This is a genomic window from Streptomyces sp. CB02058, from assembly GCF_001905505.1.
Taxonomy (GTDB): Bacteria; Actinomycetota; Actinomycetes; order Streptomycetales; family Streptomycetaceae; genus Streptomyces.
Genome location: NZ_LIPG01000003.1, coordinates 723,710 through 741,846 on the forward strand (window position 1 = coordinate 723,710; position 18,137 = coordinate 741,846).

General features: G+C 69.7%; 16 protein-coding genes. 12 read left to right on the forward strand and 4 right to left on the reverse strand.

What is annotated here, in order from left to right; genetic code table 11:
- Nucleotides 1-29: 29 nt before the first annotated feature.
- From AMK10_RS16795 to AMK10_RS16820, 6 genes are all read left to right on the forward strand, one after another.
- Nucleotides 30-1,043 carry a substrate-binding domain-containing protein gene (locus AMK10_RS16795; protein WP_443333122.1) on the forward strand — a complete coding sequence of 338 codons (1,014 nt, stop codon included), beginning with the start codon at nt 30-32 and terminating at the stop codon, nt 1,041-1,043.
- Nucleotides 1,040-2,089: an ABC transporter permease gene (locus AMK10_RS16800; RefSeq protein WP_073748602.1), complete on the forward strand. Its 1,050-nt coding sequence runs from the start codon at nt 1,040-1,042 to the stop codon at nt 2,087-2,089. Before AMK10_RS16795 ends, AMK10_RS16800 begins: the two co-directional genes overlap by 4 nt.
- A complete protein-coding gene (locus tag AMK10_RS16805; RefSeq protein WP_073748603.1) occupies nt 2,086-2,946 on the forward strand; it encodes an ATP-binding cassette domain-containing protein in 861 nt (286 codons plus the stop codon). The genes AMK10_RS16800 and AMK10_RS16805 overlap by 4 nt, the downstream gene beginning before the upstream one ends.
- Before the next feature lie 132 nt (nt 2,947-3,078).
- On the forward strand, nt 3,079-4,245 hold the full coding sequence (locus AMK10_RS16810; protein ID WP_073748604.1) for an ROK family glucokinase: 1,167 nt from the start codon (nt 3,079-3,081) through the stop codon (nt 4,243-4,245).
- 65 nt (nt 4,246-4,310) lie between these two features.
- The gene (locus AMK10_RS16815; RefSeq protein WP_073748605.1) at nt 4,311-4,952 is read left to right on the forward strand and encodes a hypothetical protein; all 642 of its coding nucleotides are present in this window, start codon (nt 4,311-4,313) and stop codon (nt 4,950-4,952) included.
- Between the two features lie 412 nt (nt 4,953-5,364).
- Nucleotides 5,365-6,795, forward strand: a complete 1,431-nt coding sequence (locus tag AMK10_RS16820) for a nucleobase:cation symporter-2 family protein (RefSeq protein WP_241839558.1) — start codon at nt 5,365-5,367, stop codon at nt 6,793-6,795.
- A gap of 87 nt (nt 6,796-6,882) precedes the next feature.
- Here the strand turns inward: AMK10_RS16820 and AMK10_RS16825 are convergent, their stop codons facing one another.
- The 3 genes from AMK10_RS16825 to AMK10_RS16835 all read right to left on the reverse strand — a co-directional run bounded on the left by AMK10_RS16825 (nt 6,883) and on the right by AMK10_RS16835 (nt 9,366).
- Nucleotides 6,883-7,680, reverse strand: coding sequence for a thioesterase II family protein (locus AMK10_RS16825; protein WP_079180726.1), 798 nt, complete (start codon nt 7,678-7,680; stop codon nt 6,883-6,885).
- The gene (locus AMK10_RS16830) at nt 7,667-9,082 is read right to left on the reverse strand and encodes an aldehyde dehydrogenase family protein (RefSeq protein WP_241839559.1); all 1,416 of its coding nucleotides are present in this window, start codon (nt 9,080-9,082) and stop codon (nt 7,667-7,669) included. The genes AMK10_RS16825 and AMK10_RS16830 overlap by 14 nt, the downstream gene beginning before the upstream one ends.
- Nucleotides 9,083-9,147: 65 nt before the next feature.
- Nucleotides 9,148-9,366 (reverse strand): MbtH family protein, encoded by a 219-nt coding sequence (locus tag AMK10_RS16835; RefSeq protein WP_073748606.1) that lies wholly within the window; start codon nt 9,364-9,366, stop codon nt 9,148-9,150.
- A gap of 82 nt (nt 9,367-9,448) precedes the next feature.
- On the opposite strand from AMK10_RS16835, the gene AMK10_RS16840 reads away from it, so the two are divergent.
- Complete coding sequence (locus AMK10_RS16840; RefSeq protein ID WP_079180727.1) at nt 9,449-10,372, forward strand: polysaccharide deacetylase family protein; 924 nt, start codon at nt 9,449-9,451, stop codon at nt 10,370-10,372.
- Nucleotide 10,373: 1 nt separating this feature from the next.
- On the opposite strand, the gene AMK10_RS16845 is transcribed toward AMK10_RS16840, so the two are convergent.
- A complete protein-coding gene (locus AMK10_RS16845) occupies nt 10,374-11,069 on the reverse strand; it encodes an aspartate/glutamate racemase family protein (RefSeq protein ID WP_073748607.1) in 696 nt (231 codons plus the stop codon).
- Nucleotides 11,070-11,445: 376 nt separating this feature from the next.
- On the opposite strand from AMK10_RS16845, the gene AMK10_RS16850 reads away from it, so the two are divergent.
- The 5 genes from AMK10_RS16850 (at nt 11,446) to AMK10_RS16870 (ending at nt 18,136) form a co-directional block, all read left to right on the forward strand.
- Nucleotides 11,446-11,808, forward strand: a complete 363-nt coding sequence (locus AMK10_RS16850; RefSeq protein ID WP_073748608.1) for a phosphopantetheine-binding protein — start codon at nt 11,446-11,448, stop codon at nt 11,806-11,808.
- Between the two features lie 185 nt (nt 11,809-11,993).
- On the forward strand, nt 11,994-12,938 hold the full coding sequence (locus tag AMK10_RS16855) for a fatty acid desaturase family protein (protein WP_073749303.1): 945 nt from the start codon (nt 11,994-11,996) through the stop codon (nt 12,936-12,938).
- A 13-nt stretch (nt 12,939-12,951) separates the two neighbouring features.
- Nucleotides 12,952-14,328 (forward strand): condensation domain-containing protein, encoded by a 1,377-nt coding sequence (locus tag AMK10_RS16860; protein WP_143194961.1) that lies wholly within the window; start codon nt 12,952-12,954, stop codon nt 14,326-14,328.
- A 2-nt stretch (nt 14,329-14,330) separates the two neighbouring features.
- On the forward strand, nt 14,331-16,202 hold the full coding sequence (asnB, locus tag AMK10_RS16865; protein WP_073748610.1) for an asparagine synthase (glutamine-hydrolyzing): 1,872 nt from the start codon (nt 14,331-14,333) through the stop codon (nt 16,200-16,202).
- Nucleotides 16,203-16,246: 44 nt separating this feature from the next.
- Nucleotides 16,247-18,136, forward strand: coding sequence for a non-ribosomal peptide synthetase (locus tag AMK10_RS16870; RefSeq protein WP_073748611.1), 1,890 nt, complete (start codon nt 16,247-16,249; stop codon nt 18,134-18,136).
- Nucleotide 18,137: the final 1 nt, after the last annotated feature.

The window sequence follows — 18,137 nt, forward strand, 5'->3', positions numbered from 1 at the left end:
AACGAGCAGCACTAGAAGGGCACGGCGTCGTGGCAAGGGTTCGGACAGGGGTACGCGCGATGGGCGCCGTGCTGGCAGCGGTACTGGCGGCCTCCCTCGCGGGATGCAGCAGCACCGGCGGCAAGCGGGCGGAGGAGCGCGCCGCCCAGCAGGCCGCCGAGGGCCGGTCCGCGGTGAACACGCCCCGCTGGACGTTCGCCATGGTCACCCACTCGGGTGATGGCGACACCTTCTGGGACATCGTCCAGAAGGGTGCCAAGCAGGCGGCCCAGAAGGACAACATCAACTTCCTGTACTCGCACAACGACGAGGGCCAGCAGCAGGCCGAGCTCGTCCAGACCGCGATCGACAAGAAGGTCGACGGCCTGATCGTCTCCCTCGCCAAGCCCGACTCGATGAAGGCCGTCGTGGCCAAGGCCGTCAAGGCCGGCATCCCCGTCATCACGGTGAACTCCGGCTCCGCCGAGTCCAAGGCGTTCGGCGCGCTCACCCACATCGGCCAGGACGAGTCCATCGCGGGCGAGGCCGTCGGCGACGAGCTGAACGCGCGGAAGCGCGAGAAGGTGCTCTGCGTCCTGCACGAGCAGGGCAACGTCGGCCACGAGCAGCGCTGCGCCGGGGCGAAGAAGACCTTCGAGGGGACGATGCAGAACCTCTACGTCGACGGCACCAACATGCCCGACGTCCAGGCGTCCATCGAGGCCAAGCTCGACTCGGACAAGAGCATCGACGCGGTCGTCACCCTCGGCGCCCCCTTCGCCGCCGCCGCGGTCAAGGCGAAGAAGACCGCGGGGAGCAAGGCCGAGATCGACACCTTCGACCTCAACGCGAGCGTCGCCACCCAGCTCCAGGACAAGACCCTCGGCTTCGCCGTCGACCAGCAGCCCTACCTCCAGGGGTACGAGGCCGTCGACCTGCTCTGGCTCTACCGCTACAACCAGAACGTGCTCGGCGGCGGCCTGCCCGTCCTGACCGGACCGCAGGTCATCACCGCCGACGACGCCGAAGCGCTCGCCGAGTACACGCAGCGGGGGACCCGATGACGGCGACCGGGCAACCGGTGGCGCCCCGCACCGACGAACGCCTGATGCGCACCTCCCCGCTGCGCAAGCTGCTCGGCCGCCCCGAGCTGGGTTCCGTCGTCGGGGCGGTGGCGGTCTTCCTCTTCTTCGCGATCGCCGCCGACAGCTTCCTCCAGGCCTCCAGCCTGGGCACGGTGCTCTACGCGGCCTCCACGATCGGGATCATGGCGGCGCCGGTCGCGCTGCTGATGATCGGCGGCGAGTTCGACCTCTCCGCCGGTGTGATGGTGACCAGCTCCGCGCTGATCTCCTCGATGTTCAGCTACCAGATGACCGCCAACGTCTGGGTCGGCGTCTTCGTGTCGCTGCTGGTCACGCTGGGTTTCGGCGCGTTCAACGGCTTCATGCTGACCCGCACCAAGCTGCCCAGCTTCATCATCACGCTCGGCACGTTCCTGATGCTGACGGGCCTGAACCTCGGCTTCACCAAGCTGATCAGCGGCACCGTGTCGACCAAGACCATCGGCAACATGGAGGGCTTCGAGTCCGCCCGCAAGGTCTTCGCCTCGTACCTCACCATCGGTGACGTCGAGCTGAAGGTCACCATCCTGTGGTGGGCCGCGCTGGTCGCGGTCGCCACCTGGATCCTGATCCGCACCCGCTTCGGCAACTGGATCTTCGCCGTCGGCGGCGAGGCCGACGCGGCCCGCGCGGTCGGCGTCCCGGTCATCCGCACCAGGATCGGCCTCTACCTCGGCGTCGCCTTCGCCGCCTGGGTCTCCGGGCAGCACCTGCTCTTCTCGTACGACGTGGTGCAGTCGGGCGAGGGCGTGGGCAACGAGCTGATCTACATCATCGCCGCCGTCATCGGCGGCTGCCTGATCACCGGGGGCTACGGCTCCGCGATCGGCTCGGCGGTCGGCGCGATCATCTTCGGCATGACCAGCAAGGGCATCGTGTACGCGGAGTGGAACCCCGACTGGTTCAAGTTCTTCCTCGGAGCGATGCTGCTCCTGGCCACCCTGCTCAACGCATGGGTACGCAAGCGCGCGGAGGCGACGAAATGACGGCCACCCAGGCTCCGGCCCCCAGGGACACGGCCGGTCCGGCGCTCGTCGAGCTCGACGGCGTAGCCAAGTACTACGGCAACATCAAGGCCCTGGAGAACGTCTCGCTCGAGGTCCGCGCGGGGGAGATCTCCTGTGTCCTCGGCGACAACGGCGCCGGCAAGTCCACCCTCATCAAGATCATCGCGGGGTTGCACCGGCACGACGCCGGTACCTTCCTGATCGAGGGCGAGGAGACCACGCTCGCCAATCCGCGCGACGCGCTCGACCGGGGCATCGCCACCGTCTACCAGGACCTGGCCGTCGTCCCGCTCATGCCGGTCTGGCGCAACTTCTTCCTCGGCTCGGAGCCGACGAAGGGAAGCGGCCCGTTCAAGCGGCTCGACGTACGGCTGATGCGGGAGACGACCCGTGCGGAGCTGCTGCGCATGGGCATCGACCTGCGCGACGTGGACCAGCCCATCGGCACCCTCTCCGGCGGTGAGCGCCAGTGCGTGGCCATCGCCCGCGCCGTGTACTTCGGCGCCAAGGTCCTCGTCCTGGACGAGCCGACCGCGGCGCTCGGCGTCAAGCAGTCGGGCGTCGTGCTCAAGTACGTCGCCGCCGCCAGGGACGCCGGGCTGGGCGTGGTCCTCATCACGCACAATCCTCATCACGCCTATCTCGTGGGAGACCGTTTCGTGCTGCTGAAGCGTGGCGCGATGTCCGGCAGCCACACCAAGGACGACGTCACCCTGGACGAACTGACGCGTCAGATGGCCGGTGGGAGCGAGCTCGACGAGCTCAGCCACGAGCTCGAACGAGCCCCGTCGCCGGACCACCTCGGTGGCCGTCCGGTCGGGGACGACACACCATAAGTCACGGTTTGTCCACCGCGCCCCCGACCCGGAGACCGGTTCCGGGGGCGCGGGAGTGGCAGAATCGTGCACGGCGGACGCCGTCCGCCGCCGGACCGACGACCGCCCGGCCCCCCGACCTGCGCAGGGACGATGAGCACGTACCGCGACTTCACACACCGCGGCTCCGCCCGCGCCACGGTCCTGCGGACCGTCGGCACCAGGGAGCGGCGCTCGCACCTCACGGCGCCCCGGGTGCCCACCGTCGGCATCGACATCGGCGGCACGAAGGTGATGGCCGGGGTCGTCGACGCCGACGGCAACATCCTGGAGACCCTGCGCACCGAGACGCCGGACAAGTCCAAGAGCCCCAAGGTCGTCGAGGACACCATCGTCGAGCTGGTCCTGGACCTCTCCGACCGGCACGATGTGCACGCCGTGGGCATCGGCGCGGCCGGCTGGGTCGACGCGGACCGCTCCAAGGTGCTGTTCGCCCCGCACCTCGCCTGGCGCGACGAACCTCTCCGTGACGCCATCGCCTCCCGCCTCGTGGTCCCCGTGATGGTCGACAACGACGCCAACACGGCGGCCTGGGCGGAATGGCGCTTCGGCGCCGGGCGCGGCGAGGACCACCTGGTCATGATCACGCTGGGTACGGGCATCGGCGGCGCGATCCTGGAGGACGGGCACGTCAAGCGCGGCAAGTACGGCGTCGCGGGTGAGTTCGGGCACATGCAGGTCGTGCCCGGCGGGCACCGCTGCCCGTGCGGCAACCGCGGCTGCTGGGAGCAGTACAGCTCCGGCAACGCCCTGGTGCGCGAGGCCCGGGAGCTGGCCGCGGCGGACTCCCCGGTGGCGCACGGCATCATCGAGCGGGTCAAGGGCAACATCCCCGAGATCACCGGACCGCTCATCACGGAGCTGGCCCGCGAGGGCGACGCGATGTGCGTCGAGCTCCTCCAGGACATCGGCCAGTGGCTCGGGGTCGGCATCGCCAATCTCGCCGCCGCCCTGGACCCTTCCTGCTTCGTCATCGGCGGCGGCGTCAGCGCGGCGGACGACCTGCTGATCGGCCCGGCCAGGGACGCCTTCAAGCGCCACCTCACCGGCCGCGGCTACCGCCCCGAGGCCCGCATCGCGAAGGCCCAGCTCGGCCCCGAGGCCGGCATGGTCGGCGCCGCCGACCTGGCCCGTCTCGTCGCCCGGAGGTTCCGCCGGACCAACCGCCGCCGGGTCGAGCGCTACGAGCGGTACGCGCAGTTCTACGACCAGGCCGCGAGCACCATCCGCAGCACGCGCAGCACCCGGGCCGTCGACTGACCCGCTGCCGCCAGGCGGCACCCGGCCACCCGCACTCCGAACCGCAGCTTCGAGGGACCACGACCATGACCGCAGCCGAGCACCACATCGTGCCGCGCCAGCCCCCTTCGTCCGGCTCTTCGGGCTCCGCCGGCTCCTCGGACTCCACGGGTGCGCCCGGCGACGGCGGGGGAACGCCCCCTCAGGACCGGCGCAGGGTGATCCGCCGGCGCCTGATCACGCTGACCATCATCGTGCTGCTCATCGGCATCCCGGCCGGCTACCTGGTGATCTCCGCGGGCCAGAGCCGTCGCTCCGGCAAGGACAAGGAGGCCGAGGCCGCGGCCCAGGGGCTGCGTGAGGACTGGCCGTCCGGGATGCAGCGCCGGATCTTCGAGCTGCCCATCCCGGGCAACGCGATCGGGGTCCAGTACTACGAGACGAACAACTGGAAAGCCAGCCGGATGTACGTGAAGTTCCGCACGACATCCGCCGGGCTCGACCGCTTCCTGAGCGGCATGGGCACCGGCCGGGCCGCGCTGGAGACCGGCAAGGTCACCATCGGCGAGCGGGACATCAAGATCACCGGTTGGTACTTCGGGCCCGGGGTCGACTGGGCCGGCACGGTCCACAAGAACAAGGACCCGCGCCCCACCCAGAACATCACCGTCAACATGACCGACCCGGCCGCACCCGTCGTCTACGTGGTCTCGGCCGCCACCCCCTGAGGCCGTCGGGGGACCGGCCGGTGATCCGGGCCGCGACCGGGCCGTATACGGCCCTGCGGGCCGCGCGGAGCTGAGGGGCGCGCGGCCCGCGGAGCCTGAGGAAGGCCGTCGGGCGCGGGGCGTCCGCCTCTCGGGATGCGGACGGTGTCCAGGGGCACCGGCTCCGGGAACAGACGGTGACGTATCGCCCTATCGGGGCCGTACCGCACCTGCCGGCAGGGGATGTCCGGAGGCGCGGAAGACCGTCGCAGGACCGGCGACAGCAAAAGCAACACCGCTGTGCGTCCGGGGAAACGCGAGTGAAACAGCGTCAACAAAAAGTTGACCCGCTGCTCGGGCCGGTGGGCCCGGACCGTCCCGCTCGTGTTCCTTCCCCGTTCCGCTGCTCCGCTTCGCCTCCCGGAGGCCCGCCGTGTCCCAGTCCCCCGACGCATCCGCGTCCGCCACCACCGCACCACCCCGACACCCGGTCGACGAGGTCCTGCCACCCGCCCGGCTGGGGCTGCTCGGTCTCCAGCACGTGCTGGTGATGTACACCGGCTGCGTCACCGTGCCGCTCGTCTTCGGTGCCGCGGCCGGCCTCGACACCTCCACCATCGGTCTGCTCATCAACGCCGACCTGCTGGTGGCGGGACTGATCACCCTGCTCCAGGCACTCGGCATCGGCAACGTGCTCGGCGTACGGCTGCCGGTCGTGGCGGGGGCGACCTTCGCCGCCGTCACCCCGATGATCCTCATAGCCGGCGAGTACGGTCTGCAGGCGGTGTACGGCTCCATGATCGCCGCCGGTGTCTTCGGACTGCTGGTCGCGATACCGTTCGCCCGCGCGGTGCGGTTCTTCCCGCCGCTGGTCAGCGGATCCGTCATCACCGTGATCGGACTCTCCCTGATCGGCGTCGCGGCCGGGCTGATCGCCGGCCAGGATCCCGCCGCCAAGGACTACGCGGCACCCAGCCATCTCGCCCTGGCCGGCGGCATCGTCCTGCTCATCGTCCTGGTCAACCGCTTCACCAGCGGCTTCCTCTCCCAGCTCGGCGTGCTGCTCGGGCTGATCGTCGGTACGGCGATCGCCGTACCCATGGGCCTGACCGACTTCTCGTCCGTGGGCGGGGCCGACTGGTTCGGCCTGGCCTCCCCGTTCCACTTCGGTGCCCCGCAGTTCCCCGTCGCCGCCGTCATCTCCATGTGCGTCGTCATGCTGGTGATCTTCACCGAGTCCACCGCGGACATGCTCGCCGTCGGCGAGATGACCGGCCGTCCCGTCACCCGCAAGGACCTGGCGCGAGGACTCGCCGCCGACGGCCTCTCCGGCGTCCTCGGGGGTGTCATGAACGGCTTCCTCGACACCGTGTTCGCGCAGAACGTCGGCCTGGTCGGCATGACCAAGGTGCGCAGCCGTTACGTCGCCGCCGTCGCCGGCGCGATCCTCGTGGTCCTCGCCCTCATCCCGAAGCTCGGAGAGATCGTCGCCTCCCTGCCGGGCCCGGTCGTCGGCGGCGCCGGGCTCGTCATGTTCGCCACGGTCACCGCCGTCGGCATCGGCACCCTGCGCAAGGTGGAGTTCGAGGGCACCAGCAACCTGCTCATCGTCGCCGTCGCCATCGGTGTCGGCATGCTTCCGGTGGTGGCGCCGGACTTCTACCACGCCTTCCCGACCTGGGTGCAGATCATCGGCGGCAGCGCGATCACCAGCGCCACCGTCGCGGCGTTCCTGCTGAACCTGCTGTTCAACCACACGCCCGGACGGAAGAAGCCCGCAGGTCAGGGGTCGGAAGCGGCCCTCGAGCCCGCCCCGGAAGCGGCCCTCGACCCCGCCCCGGAACCGGCACCCGGCCGTCCCTGAGGCACCCCGGTGCGGAGTCCCGGTGCGCGCAACCGCGCACCGGGACACGGGAGTTGTGCGGCCGGCTCGCGGAGCGGCCGTCCCGGGTCAGGAATCGGGAGCGAGTGCCCGTCCCGTTCCGGGGCGGTGGCCCGCCGTCAGACGCTCCGAGACGTGCGCCAGCAGGTCCTCCTCCTGCTCCATGAGGTAGAAGTGGCCCCCGGGGAAGGTCCGGACGTCCAGTTCGTGTGAGGTCGTCCGGGCCCAGGACAGCAGTTCCTCCCGGGTGCACACCGGGTCCGACTCGCCTCCGAACGCCGTGACCGGTGCGCTCAGCGCCACCGGGTCGGACGGCCGGTAGTCGTGCAGCAGCTGGAAGTCGCCGCGCAGCGCGGGCATGATCAACGGCGCCAGGGTCGGCTCGTCGTACGCCGCCGCGTGCCGCCCGCCCAGTCCTCGTGCGTAGCCGATCAGCGTCCTGTCGTCCAGCGGCCCGCGGAAACGACCGCGGACGGAGTACGGGGCACCCCGGCCGGAGACGAAGAGATGGTCGACCACGAAGCCGTGCTTCTGTTCGAGTGCCTTGGCCGTCTCGTACGCCGCCGAACTGCCCATGCTGTGCCCGAAGACCGCCAGCGGCAGATCGAGGAGTGGCCGCACCGCCGCGGTGATGTGGCCGACGAGCTCGTCCATGTCCGTCACGCACGGCTCCGCGAGGCGGTCCTGCCGTCCCGGGTACTGCACGGCGACCACTTCGACATCCGGGGGCAGCCGCTTCTGCCAGCTGTGGAAGAGCACGGCGGACCCGCCGGCGTGCGGCAGGCACAGCAGCCGGATCCGGGCACCGTCGACGGGGTGGCGGCGGAACCACGCCGTGCCCAGGTCTCCGGAGTCAGCGCGTGGCACGGTTCAGCACCTTGATACGGGTGTATTCGAGCAGGCCCCAGTGCCCGTACTCGACGCCCACCCCGGAGCTGCGGGCACCGCCGAACGGCACGTTGTGCCTGAGGTCGCCGTGGGTGTCGGTCCACACGGTGCCGCAGTCCAGCGAGCCGGCGAGCGAACGGGCCGTCTCGGGGTCGCCCCAGAGAGAGGCTCCGAGGCCGAAGCGGGTGCCGTTCGCCCGGTCGACGGCCTCGCTCACGTCGTCGTACGCGATGACGGGGATGGCCGGCCCGAACTGCTCCTCCTGTTCGAGGGCGGTCCCCCCAGGCAGGCCGGTGACGACGGTCGGCCGGTAGAAGTGGCCCTCGCCGTCGAGCGGTTGTCCGCCGGCGACCACCCTGGCCCCGGCCGCCACCGCGGCGTCCACCAGCCCGGCGACGCGATCGCGCTGGGCCCGGCTGATCAGGGGGCCGAAGTCGGTGGCGGGGTCCATGCCGTCCCCCACGGTGACGGACCCGGCCAGGTCCGCCAGGGCGTCCACGAAGGCGGGGCCGCTCTCACGCGGCACGTAGATCCGCTTGACCGCCGCGCAGAACTGGCCGTTGTTCGCCATCGCGGCGAAGAAGAGCGACCGGGCGACCGACGCCGGGTCACTGCCCCGCAGCACGATCGCAGGGTCGTTCCCGCCCAGTTCGAGGACGACCCTCCGGAAGTCCCCCGCGGCCTGCTGGGCTATGGCGCGTCCGGTCTCCACCGATCCGGTGAAGGAGATCATCCGCACCCCGGGGTGCGTGCAGAGCGCCGCTCCGAGGTCGTTGTCGCCGGAGACGACGTTGAGCACCCCGGGTGGCAGACAGTCCTGGAGGATCTCGCCCACCCGCAGGGTCGAGAGCGGAGTCTGCGGCGACGGCTTGAGCACGACGGTGTTCCCCGCGAGCAGAGCCGGTGCCACCTTGCACATGGAGAGGATGATGGGGAAGTTCGACGGGGCGATGGCCGCCACGACGCCGTGCGGCACCCGGGCCATGTCGATCCGGGACGCCTCGTCGGCGACGAGGCTCTCCGGCTCCAGGGTGAGTGCCGCCGTGTCGGCGAACCAGCCCGCGGCCAGCTGTACTTCCGCCCGTGCGTCGCCCAGCGGTTTGCCCTGTTCACGGGTGAGGAGTCCGGCGACCTCGTCCACCCGGTCGGCGAGCGCCTTCCCGCAGGCGAGCAGATGGCCCCTGCGCACGTCCTCGGTCGCCGCAGCCCAGTCGTGGCCGGCGGAGCGAGCGGCCGCCACGGCTTCGTCGAGCTGATCCGGGGTGCAGAGCGGAGCGTGGGCGAACGTGCGGCCGAGGGCGGGATTCTCGACGGGCGCCAGGCCTGTGCCGCCGTGCGGCCGGCCTCCGATGGACATGGCGATGGTCGTGCTGACAGACACGAGACAGTTCCCCTGTGGTGTGTGCTGGACACGTGGTGCTGCGCTGCGCGGTGGAGGCCGGGCGGCTACGAGGTGGTGCCGTTCTCCATGTGGAGCCGCAGGCTCAGAGGCCTCATGTCGGTCCAGATCCGGTCCACATGGGCGAGGCAGTCCGCCTTCGGTCCCCGCGTCCCCTCGTCGCTCCAGCCTGCGGGAAGGTCGCGTCCCAACGGCCAGATGGAGAACTGCTGTTCATGGTTCACTACGACCCGGAAAAGCGTCGTGTCCTGGGCTTCGTCGCTCATGGCTGATCCCCCCGTTGCTGTCGTCCGAGCGGTCGTCTCGGTCCGTGGGCAGGCGCGCTTCGAACAAGTGGAGGCATGCTACATGACGAACGATCACTGTCCAGGGGACGCTTCGACGACCGAGGGCATCCCCGGAACCGGGGTGCTGGACTATCCCGAACGGCTCCCGTCCGGTGAGTGGTTGCAGGGTGCCTCGGCCGTGGTGGTGCTGTCGTTCGACGTGGACGCGGAGTCGCCCGTGCTGGCACGGGGCGAGCACTACGCGAACCATCTGACCACCATGACCCACCAGGCGTACGGGCCGCGGGTGGGCGTCGGCAGGATCCTCGACCTGCTCGACCGCTACGACCTTCCGTCCAGCTTCTTCATCCCCGGTGTGAGCGCCGAACGCTGGCCGTCCGTGGTGGAGTCGGTGCGGGAGCGGGGCCACGAGATCGCCCTGCACGGGTACACGCACCGGCACCCCGTGCATCTGACACCGGACGAGCAGCGCGAGGAACTGGAGCTCGCCCTCAAGGCGCTGGGCCGCTTCGGTGTGGAGCCGACCGGATACAGGGCTCCCAACTGGGAGATGACCCGGTGCACTCTGGACATGCTGGGCGAGTTCGGTCTGCGCTACGACTCGTCGCTGATGGACGACGACCGGCCGTACACGCTCCGCGCGGGTGGTCACCGGATCGCCGAACTCCCGCCGCACTGGCTGCTGGACGACTGGGAGCAGTACGCGTTCCTCCCCGAGCCGAACATAGGCCAGCTGATCGAGGCCCCCTCGAAGGTCCTCGATCTGTGGAGCTCGGAGCTCGACGCGATGCGGCAGCACGGTTCGCTGTGCATGCTGACCATGCATCCGTTCCTGAGCGGGCGGCCCTCGCGACTGCACGCGCTCGAACAGTTCATCCAGTTCGCCCTGGGGAGGGGGGACGTCAGGTTCGCGAGCGCCGCCGATGTCGCGGATCTCGTGCTCGACGCCCCGCCCGTACCCCCCGGGACCGGCGACGGTTCCTGAGTCACCCCCGGTACAGCTCCTCGGCGCAGGCCATGGCGAGGGCGTCCAGGCTGGACACCGTCATGTCCGGGGGGAGACCGGTCGCGGCGTAGGCGATCGGCAGCTCCGTGCAGGCTGCCAGGACCGGCAGCTCCTCGCGCTGCCACAGCGACCGGATCGCGCGCTCGTAGCGGTCGCCGGCCTCGTCCGTGCGGTTCGCCTTCACCAGCACGCTGGTCTCGTGGATCTCCTTCTGCTCGGTGTCCTGCGGTACCAGCAGCCGGTAGCCGACCCGCCGGGCGTACTCCTGGTACAGCCCGCCGACCAGAGTGCCGGTGGTGGCGGCGAGCCAGCCGCCCCGGGGTGACACGCGCATCGCCTCGCGCATCGTGGCGTCCACGATGTGCACGACGGGGACGGGCAGTTGGGTGCGGACACGGTCCACGAAGGCATGGGCGGTGTTGCACGGCACGGCCAGCAGATCGGCCCCCCAGCCGGCGAGGCTCAGCAGCCCGTCCCTGATGTGCGGCAGCGGTGCGTCGCTTCCGGTCAGGATGGCGTCCGTCCGCTCCGGTATGGCCGGGTCGGAGAGCATGATGATGCGCGGATGCTCCTGATCGGTCCGTGCCGGTACCCGTACGGCGAGTGAGGCGAGAAACTCCGCCGTCGCGGCGGGTCCCATCCCGCCGAGGACTCCGAGTGTTCGATGGGGCGACATCGGCACAGCCGACTCCTATTCATCCGAAAGTTCCCGGCGATTGAGGTCCGGGGGACGTCAGGGTCACTCCGATGCGGCAGGCCGTCTCTGCGGGCCGGGGCCGGGCGGGAGGAACCGTACAGCGAATTCGGCGGCCGGATCCAGCATTCCGCTGGTTCCCGGTGTTGCTTCACCATCTGACCGGTTTGGGCAGTATGACGCTCCGTCAAATGGCTTTTTCATGATCCCACTTGTGGACGCTCTGGCGGTGTGGTTCGATTCGGAGCATCTCAGAGGGCCATGCCGGCGAGGGACCACGACCGCAAGATGCTTGCCATGGCATTCCACTGCACCAGGTTCAGCGAAGCCGAGTACACGCACGGGGGGTTGGAATCAGTTGACTGAGGAACGCGCGGACCAGGGACCGATATCGGAGAACGGTGGAACGGACTATTCCGCCGAGGCGGCCCCTGTCGCCGAAATCGTGGCGGACGTCTGGGCCGAGACCCTGGAGCGACCGCGGGCGGACATCGACCCGCAGAAGAGCGACTTCTTCGAGCTCGGGGGCTACTCGCTGCTCGCGCTGCAGGTCATCGCCCGGGTCCTGGAGCTTTCCGAGGTGACCGAGGACCAGTCCCTCGAGCTGGAAGGCCTGCTGCTCAACAGGCTCTTCGAGGAGGCCACGCCGCTGGCGCAGGCCCGGTGCCTCGTCGAGAACGGGGTCAGCCCCAGCCGCTTCGAGGGTGTCACCTCCCCCTGAAGCCCCTGCGGGTCCGGCGTCCGTGACGCCGTTGTGGTCGATTCCTCATGTGGTGTGCACGGGCCCTGTCGTCCGCCGTCGCGGGCAGCGAAGTCATTGACGAGCCCGGCCGCCTCTTACGCATGCATTTTCTTGCGGTCCTTGTCTCTGAACCTTTGCGAATGTTCGTCGAGGGGGTACCAGTCATGGCTGTAGATCCGGATGCCACTGCTTCTCATCTGCTTTTCCGTCGGGACAAAGTGGCGCCGCAGGACCAGTTCAACTTCATCCTCAAACTTATTGTCGCGTTAATACTCGGCGCCGCCGCCGTGCTACTCATTCTCTTTACGGGGTGGCCGGGGCAGACCGTAGGAATTATTCTGCTGGCTGCTGTCTACGTTCATATGGTGGAACTCCAGCACCAGTGTCTTCATCATTCTGCTTTCAGATCGGCGCGTCCGCACCGCCCCGTAGGTTTCCTTCTCGGTCTGCCGATGCTGGTTTCCTACAGCCATTACCGTGTGCTTCATCTCCAGCATCACCGTTTCCTGGGAACCGCCCAGGACACCGAATTCTTCGGGTTCGACACCCGTCAGCCCCTCACCTGGGGCGTGCTGTTCCGCGAGTCGTTCAACTACGGGCGGCTGCTCTCACCGCTCGCCACCATCGGCCGCTGCTGGGCCGGCCGCTGGGAGTACACCGCCGGGCAGATCTCCCGGCGGCGCCGGGCCGACGTGATCAACGAGTACCGGGCCCTCGCCGTGCCGGTCGTGGCCGCTCTCGCGGTGACGATCATGGGTCATGGAGAACTGGTGCTGAAGTTGTGGCTGCTCCCCCTGGTGATCGCGGTACCCATGCACTTCTGGCTGGAGCTGCCCGAACACATCCTGTGCGATAACGACAGCACGGACGTTTTGCGGAACACGCGCACGATCACCGGAAGTTGGCTCAGCCGCTGGTTCACCAATGGCAATAATCTTCACGTGGAGCACCACGCCGCGATGATGGTGCCGATCAACCGGCTCCCGGAGCGTCACGCCGTCGCCAGGGAGCTCGCACTTCATGTAGAGCGCAGCTATCCGGCGTTCTTTCTGGCCGTCGGGCGCGAGGTGCGTCGCAATGCGCTGAAGAAGCGCCACGAGCGTAGTTGAGGTGCCCCCCATCATGGCCAGTAACCGTGTGCCACTGTCCGTCACCCAAGAGCAACTGTGGATACTCGACCGCCTCGCGCCGGACAGCCCTTTCTACAACACCGTCGTCATGGGCCGGCTGGACGGAGCGCTCGATCCCGAAGCGCTGAATGCCGCCTTCCGCGGCGTCATGGCCCGTCAGGAGATGCTGCGTTCCTCGGTGGGCGACTCGGGCGGTGAGCCGTTCCAGGAGATACACGCCGAGGTCGGGCTGCCGCTCGAACGGACGGACCTCACGGACCTCGACCCGGACGAGCGTCAGGCCGAGGCCGACCGCATCGTCGACGCCGAGGTGCACCGGCCGTTCGACCTGACGAGCCCTCCGCTCTTCCGGCTCCAGCTGATCAGGCTCGCCGACCAGGAGCACCTGCTGCTCCTGGTCGTGCACCACATCGTCTGCGACGGCTGGTCGGTGCAGGTGATGTTCCAGGAGGTCGGTGACCTCTACAGCGGCTTCGTCGCCGAGCAGCCGGTGGAACTCCCGCCACTTCGCGCCCAGTTCGCCCAGTACGCACAGGAGCAGCGCCGCCAGCTGGCCGGACCCCGGCGCGACGCGCTCGTGTCGTACTGGAAGAGGCAACTGGCGGGCGCCCCCGGCACCTTGGAGCTGCGCACCGACCGGCCGCGCCCCGCGGAGGCGTCCTACCGGGGGGACCGTCATCTCTTCCCCGTGCCGGACGAGCTGTACGAGAAACTGAAGGAGTTCAGCAGGAAGTCCCGGGCCAGTCTCTTCATGACCTGCCTGGCCGGCTTCGACGTGCTCCTCGCCCGCGCCTCGGGGCAGTACGACATCCTCGTCGGCACCCCCGTCGGCAACCGCGACCGGGCCGAATGGGGCCCCGTGGTCGGCTACTTCGCCGACACGCTCGTGATGCGGGCCCGGCTCGAGGACGATCCGACCTTCCAGGAGCTGCTGAACCGGGTGCGGACCACCACCCTCCAGGGGTTCGTCCACCGCGGACTTCCGTTCAGGTCCCTGGTCGAGGAGCTGACCCCGGAGCGCCGGCCCGACCGCAACCCGTTCTTCCAGGTGATGTTCATCCTGCAGAACATCCCGCCGCGCCCCCGGCAGACCGAGCTTCCGGGCTTGACGATGACCCGACTCGACGACGTGCGGAAGACCTCCATCTTCGATCTGCGGCTCGACCTGTTCGAGTTCGGCGGGGCTCTGCACGCACAACTGGAGTACAGCACCGACCTGTTCGACCGGTCCACGGCCGAACGCCTCGCCGATCAGTACGTGCAACTGCTGGCCGACGTCTGCGCCCACCCGGACCGCCGGGTGTCGGCCCTGTCGCTCGCCGCGGCGGGTTCGGCAGCGGGCTTCAACGACGACCTGGAAGGGGCCTGACCATGTGCGGCCTCACTGGATACGTCTCCGTGCCGGGCGCCCCCGCGACCGAGGAGCGCCATCTCGACGCGATGACCGCGACCCTGGTCCACCGGGGACCCGACTCGGGCGGCCGGTTCGTGGACGAGGGCGTGGGCATCGGCTTCCGCCGGCTGTCCATCATCGACCTGGCAGGCGGTGACCAGCCGATCTACAACGAGGACGGCTCGGTCGTCCTCGCCTGCAACGGCGAGATCTTCAACTACCGCGAGCTGCGCGCCGAACTCGTCGCCAAGGGCCACACGTTCCGCACGGAGTGCGATGTCGAGGTCCTCGTGCACCTCTACGAGGAGGAGGGCACCGGCTTCCTCGACCGCATCAACGGGCAGTTCGCCTTCGCGATCTACGACCGGCGCAGGCGGCGGCTCTTCCTCGCCCGCGACCACGCCGGCATCCTGCCGATGTACTACGCGCGTACACCCACGGCCTTCGTCTTCGGCTCGGAGATCAAGGCGGTCCTCGAGCACCCGGCCGTCGAACGCGCCGTCGATCTCACCGGTCTCGACCAAGTGCTGACCTTCCCCGGACTGGTGAGCCCCCGGACCATGTTCCGCGGCGTGCGGAGCCTGGAGAACGGCCACTACCTGACCGTCGAGGACGGCGTCGTACGCGATGTCACCTACTGGGACCTGGACTTCCCCGTGGAGGGCGAGGAGCCGCCCGCGCGCTCGGAGGGGAGCTACGTCGAGGAGCTGCGGGCCCTGCTGGACCAGTCCGTGGCCCGCCGGCTGCGGGCCGACGTGCCCGTCGGCTACTACCTCAGCGGCGGCCTCGACTCGTCCCTGATCGCGGCGCTGGTCCACGCGCAGCGGCCGGCGGCCCGGCCCCACTCCTTCTCCATCTCGTTCGGCCAGGCCGGTATCGACGAGTCGGGCTATCAGCGGCTCATGGCCCGGCAGGTCTCCTCCGTCCACCACGAGACCGAGTTCGACCCCGCCGACGCGGAGGCCGAGCTGTCCCGCATGGTGCGCCACGCGGAGTGCCCGGTGAAGGAGACGTACAACACCTGCTCCCTCGCGCTGTCGGCGTCGGCCCGGCGCTCGGGCACGCGGGTGATCCTCACCGGCGAGGGCGCCGACGAACTCTTCGGCGGATACCTCGGCTACCGCTTCGACCGGGCCGGGAACCGTGCCGCGAACCGCGCGGGCGACCTGGAGACCCAGCTGGAGGACGAGGTCCGCCGGCAGCTCTGGGGCGATCCGGGGATCTTCTACGAGCGCGACTACCACGCCTGGCGCGAGGCCAAGCTCGATCTGTTCTCGGACGAGCTGGCCGACGCGCACGCGGACTTCGACACGCTGGCGGCTCCGCTGGTCGACCCCGAGCGACTGCGCGGCCGCAGCCCTCTCCACCAGCGCTCCTACCTCGACTTCAAGCTCCGGCTCAGCGACCACCTGCTCTCCGACCACGGGGACCGGATGGCGCTCGCCAACTCGATCGAGGCCCGGTACCCCTTCCTCGACATCGACGTGGTGCGCTTCGCGGCGAGGCTTCCCGCGCGGTTCAAGGTCACGGAGAAGACCGAGAAGTACGTGCTCAAAGAGGTCGCGAAGGGCCTCGTCCCGGACGAGATCGTGCGCCGGGAGAAGTTCGGGTTCCGCGCTCCGGGCAGTCCCGAGCTGCTGCGCCGCAACGCCGAGTGGGTGCAGGACATGCTGTCGCCCGCCCGGATCAAGCGGCAGGGCTACTTCAACCCGGCGGTCGTGGAGCGCCTCGCCGAGCAGTACCGCCGGCCCGGTTACGAAGTCCACCCGCATCTCGGCGACGACCTGCTGCTCGTCGTGCTCACCTTCGGCCTGTTGCTCGACCTTTTCGATCTGCCCGACCACGCATGAACCGCAGGAACGGCACGAGCCGTTCCAGTCAGGGAGGAAGCACGATGGCGTTCGAACCCATTCAGTCACTCGTCCGCGCGGCGGCGGAGCGGTTCGCGACACGGGTGGCCATCGAATGTCCCCAGGGTGACCTCACCTATGGAGAGCTCGAGGCCCGGTCCGACCAGGTGGCCGCCGACCTGAGAGCGGCCGGTGCCGGACCGAGCTGCATCGTCCCCGTGCTGGCGGACGACCGTCGGGAGCTGGTCGCCGCCCTGCTCGGCGTCCTGAAGATCGGCGGAGTCTTCGTACCCCTCGATCTCTCCGCCCCCGCACTCCGCCTGCGCTCCATGCTCGCCACGACGGCGGCCGAGTGGATGGTCGTCGGTGCCGGGGTCCGCGAACGGGCCGGGCAGCTCGCCGACGAGGCGCTGCCCGCGGCCCGCCGCCTGGAGGTCGATCTGAGCCTCCCCGCCGTCGGCGGGAAGCCGGACGAGGACTACGTACCGCACGGCGACGACGCCGCCTACATCTTCTTCACCTCCGGCTCCACCGGTGAACCGAAGGCCATCGTCGGCCGGCTGAAGAGCCTCGACCACTACATCACGTGGGAGAGGGACCTCCTCGGCACCGACTCGGGATGGCGCGTCAGCCAGCTCGCGTCACCGGCGTTCGACGCGATGCTGCGCGATGTCTTCGTGCCGCTGGTCTCCGGCGGCACCGTCTGTGTGCCGCCCGCCGGCATCACCCTGGACGGGGCGGCGCTGACCCGGTGGATCGACGAACAGCGCATCGAGCTGGTGCACTGCGTCCCCTCGGTGTTCCGGGGGATCGCGGCGGCGGTGGCCTCCGACCCGACGACCGGGCTGGCCGCGCTGCGCTGCGTCGCGACGGCGGGCGAGCCGCTCTCCCCGGCGGACGCGGCGCTCTGGTTCGACCGGTTCGACGGGCGCGTCCCGTTGCTGAACCTGTACGGACCGTCCGAGACGACCATGACCAAGACCTTCCACTTCGTCACCCGGCAGGACACCACGCGCGCGTCCGTGCCGGTGGGGAAGGCCATGGACGGGGCCCGCGTCGTGGTCCTCGACGGGCGTGGCAAGCCGTGCCCGGAGGGCATCATCGGCGAGGTCTACATCCGCACGCCGTACCTGTCGCTGGGGTACTACCAGCAGCCCGACGCCACACTGCGGGCGTTCGTGCCCAACCCGCTCGGCTCCGACCCGGACGACATCGTCTACCGGACGGGGGACTACGGGCGCACCCTCCCGGACGGATCGCTGGAGTTCGCCGGCCGGCGCGACAACCAGGTCAAGATCGGCGGGGTGCGCGTAGAGCTCGGCGAGGTCGAGAGCGTACTGCGGTCCCACCCCGCGGTCCGCGAGGCGGCCGTCGTCGTCGCCGACGCGGGAGGCGAACTCCCGTACCTGTGCGCCTTCGTGGAGCTCGAGCGGGAGATCGAGCCGGACGAGGTCCGCGGGCATCTCGCACCCCGGCTCGCCGACTCCGTGATCCCGCAGGTCTTCGTGCCCGTCGAGGCCATGCCCCGGACCATCAGCGGCAAGATCGACCGCCGCGCCCTGCCGGCGCCGGTGCTCACCCAGGCCAGGTCGGCGCGCGAGTACGTGGCCCCCAGCACCTCCACGCAGGAGGCCCTGACCAGGATCTGGGCGGAACTGCTGCCCGTCGAGAAGATCGGCATCCGGCACGAGTTCTTCGAGGTGGGCGGGCACTCCCTGCTGGTCATGAGGCTGCTGTCGCGGATCACCGAGGAGTTCGGCGTCGAGGTCCGGCTCCAGGAGTTCATCGGCGCACCGACCATCGAGGCGCTCGCCGACCGGGTCGAGACCGCCATCCTCGCCGACAGCGCGGAGTTCGACGACCTGCTCGAATCGGTCGCGGATCTGGACGAAGAAGAGGCCGAGCGGCTGCTCGCCCAGGGAGAGGGCAACTGAC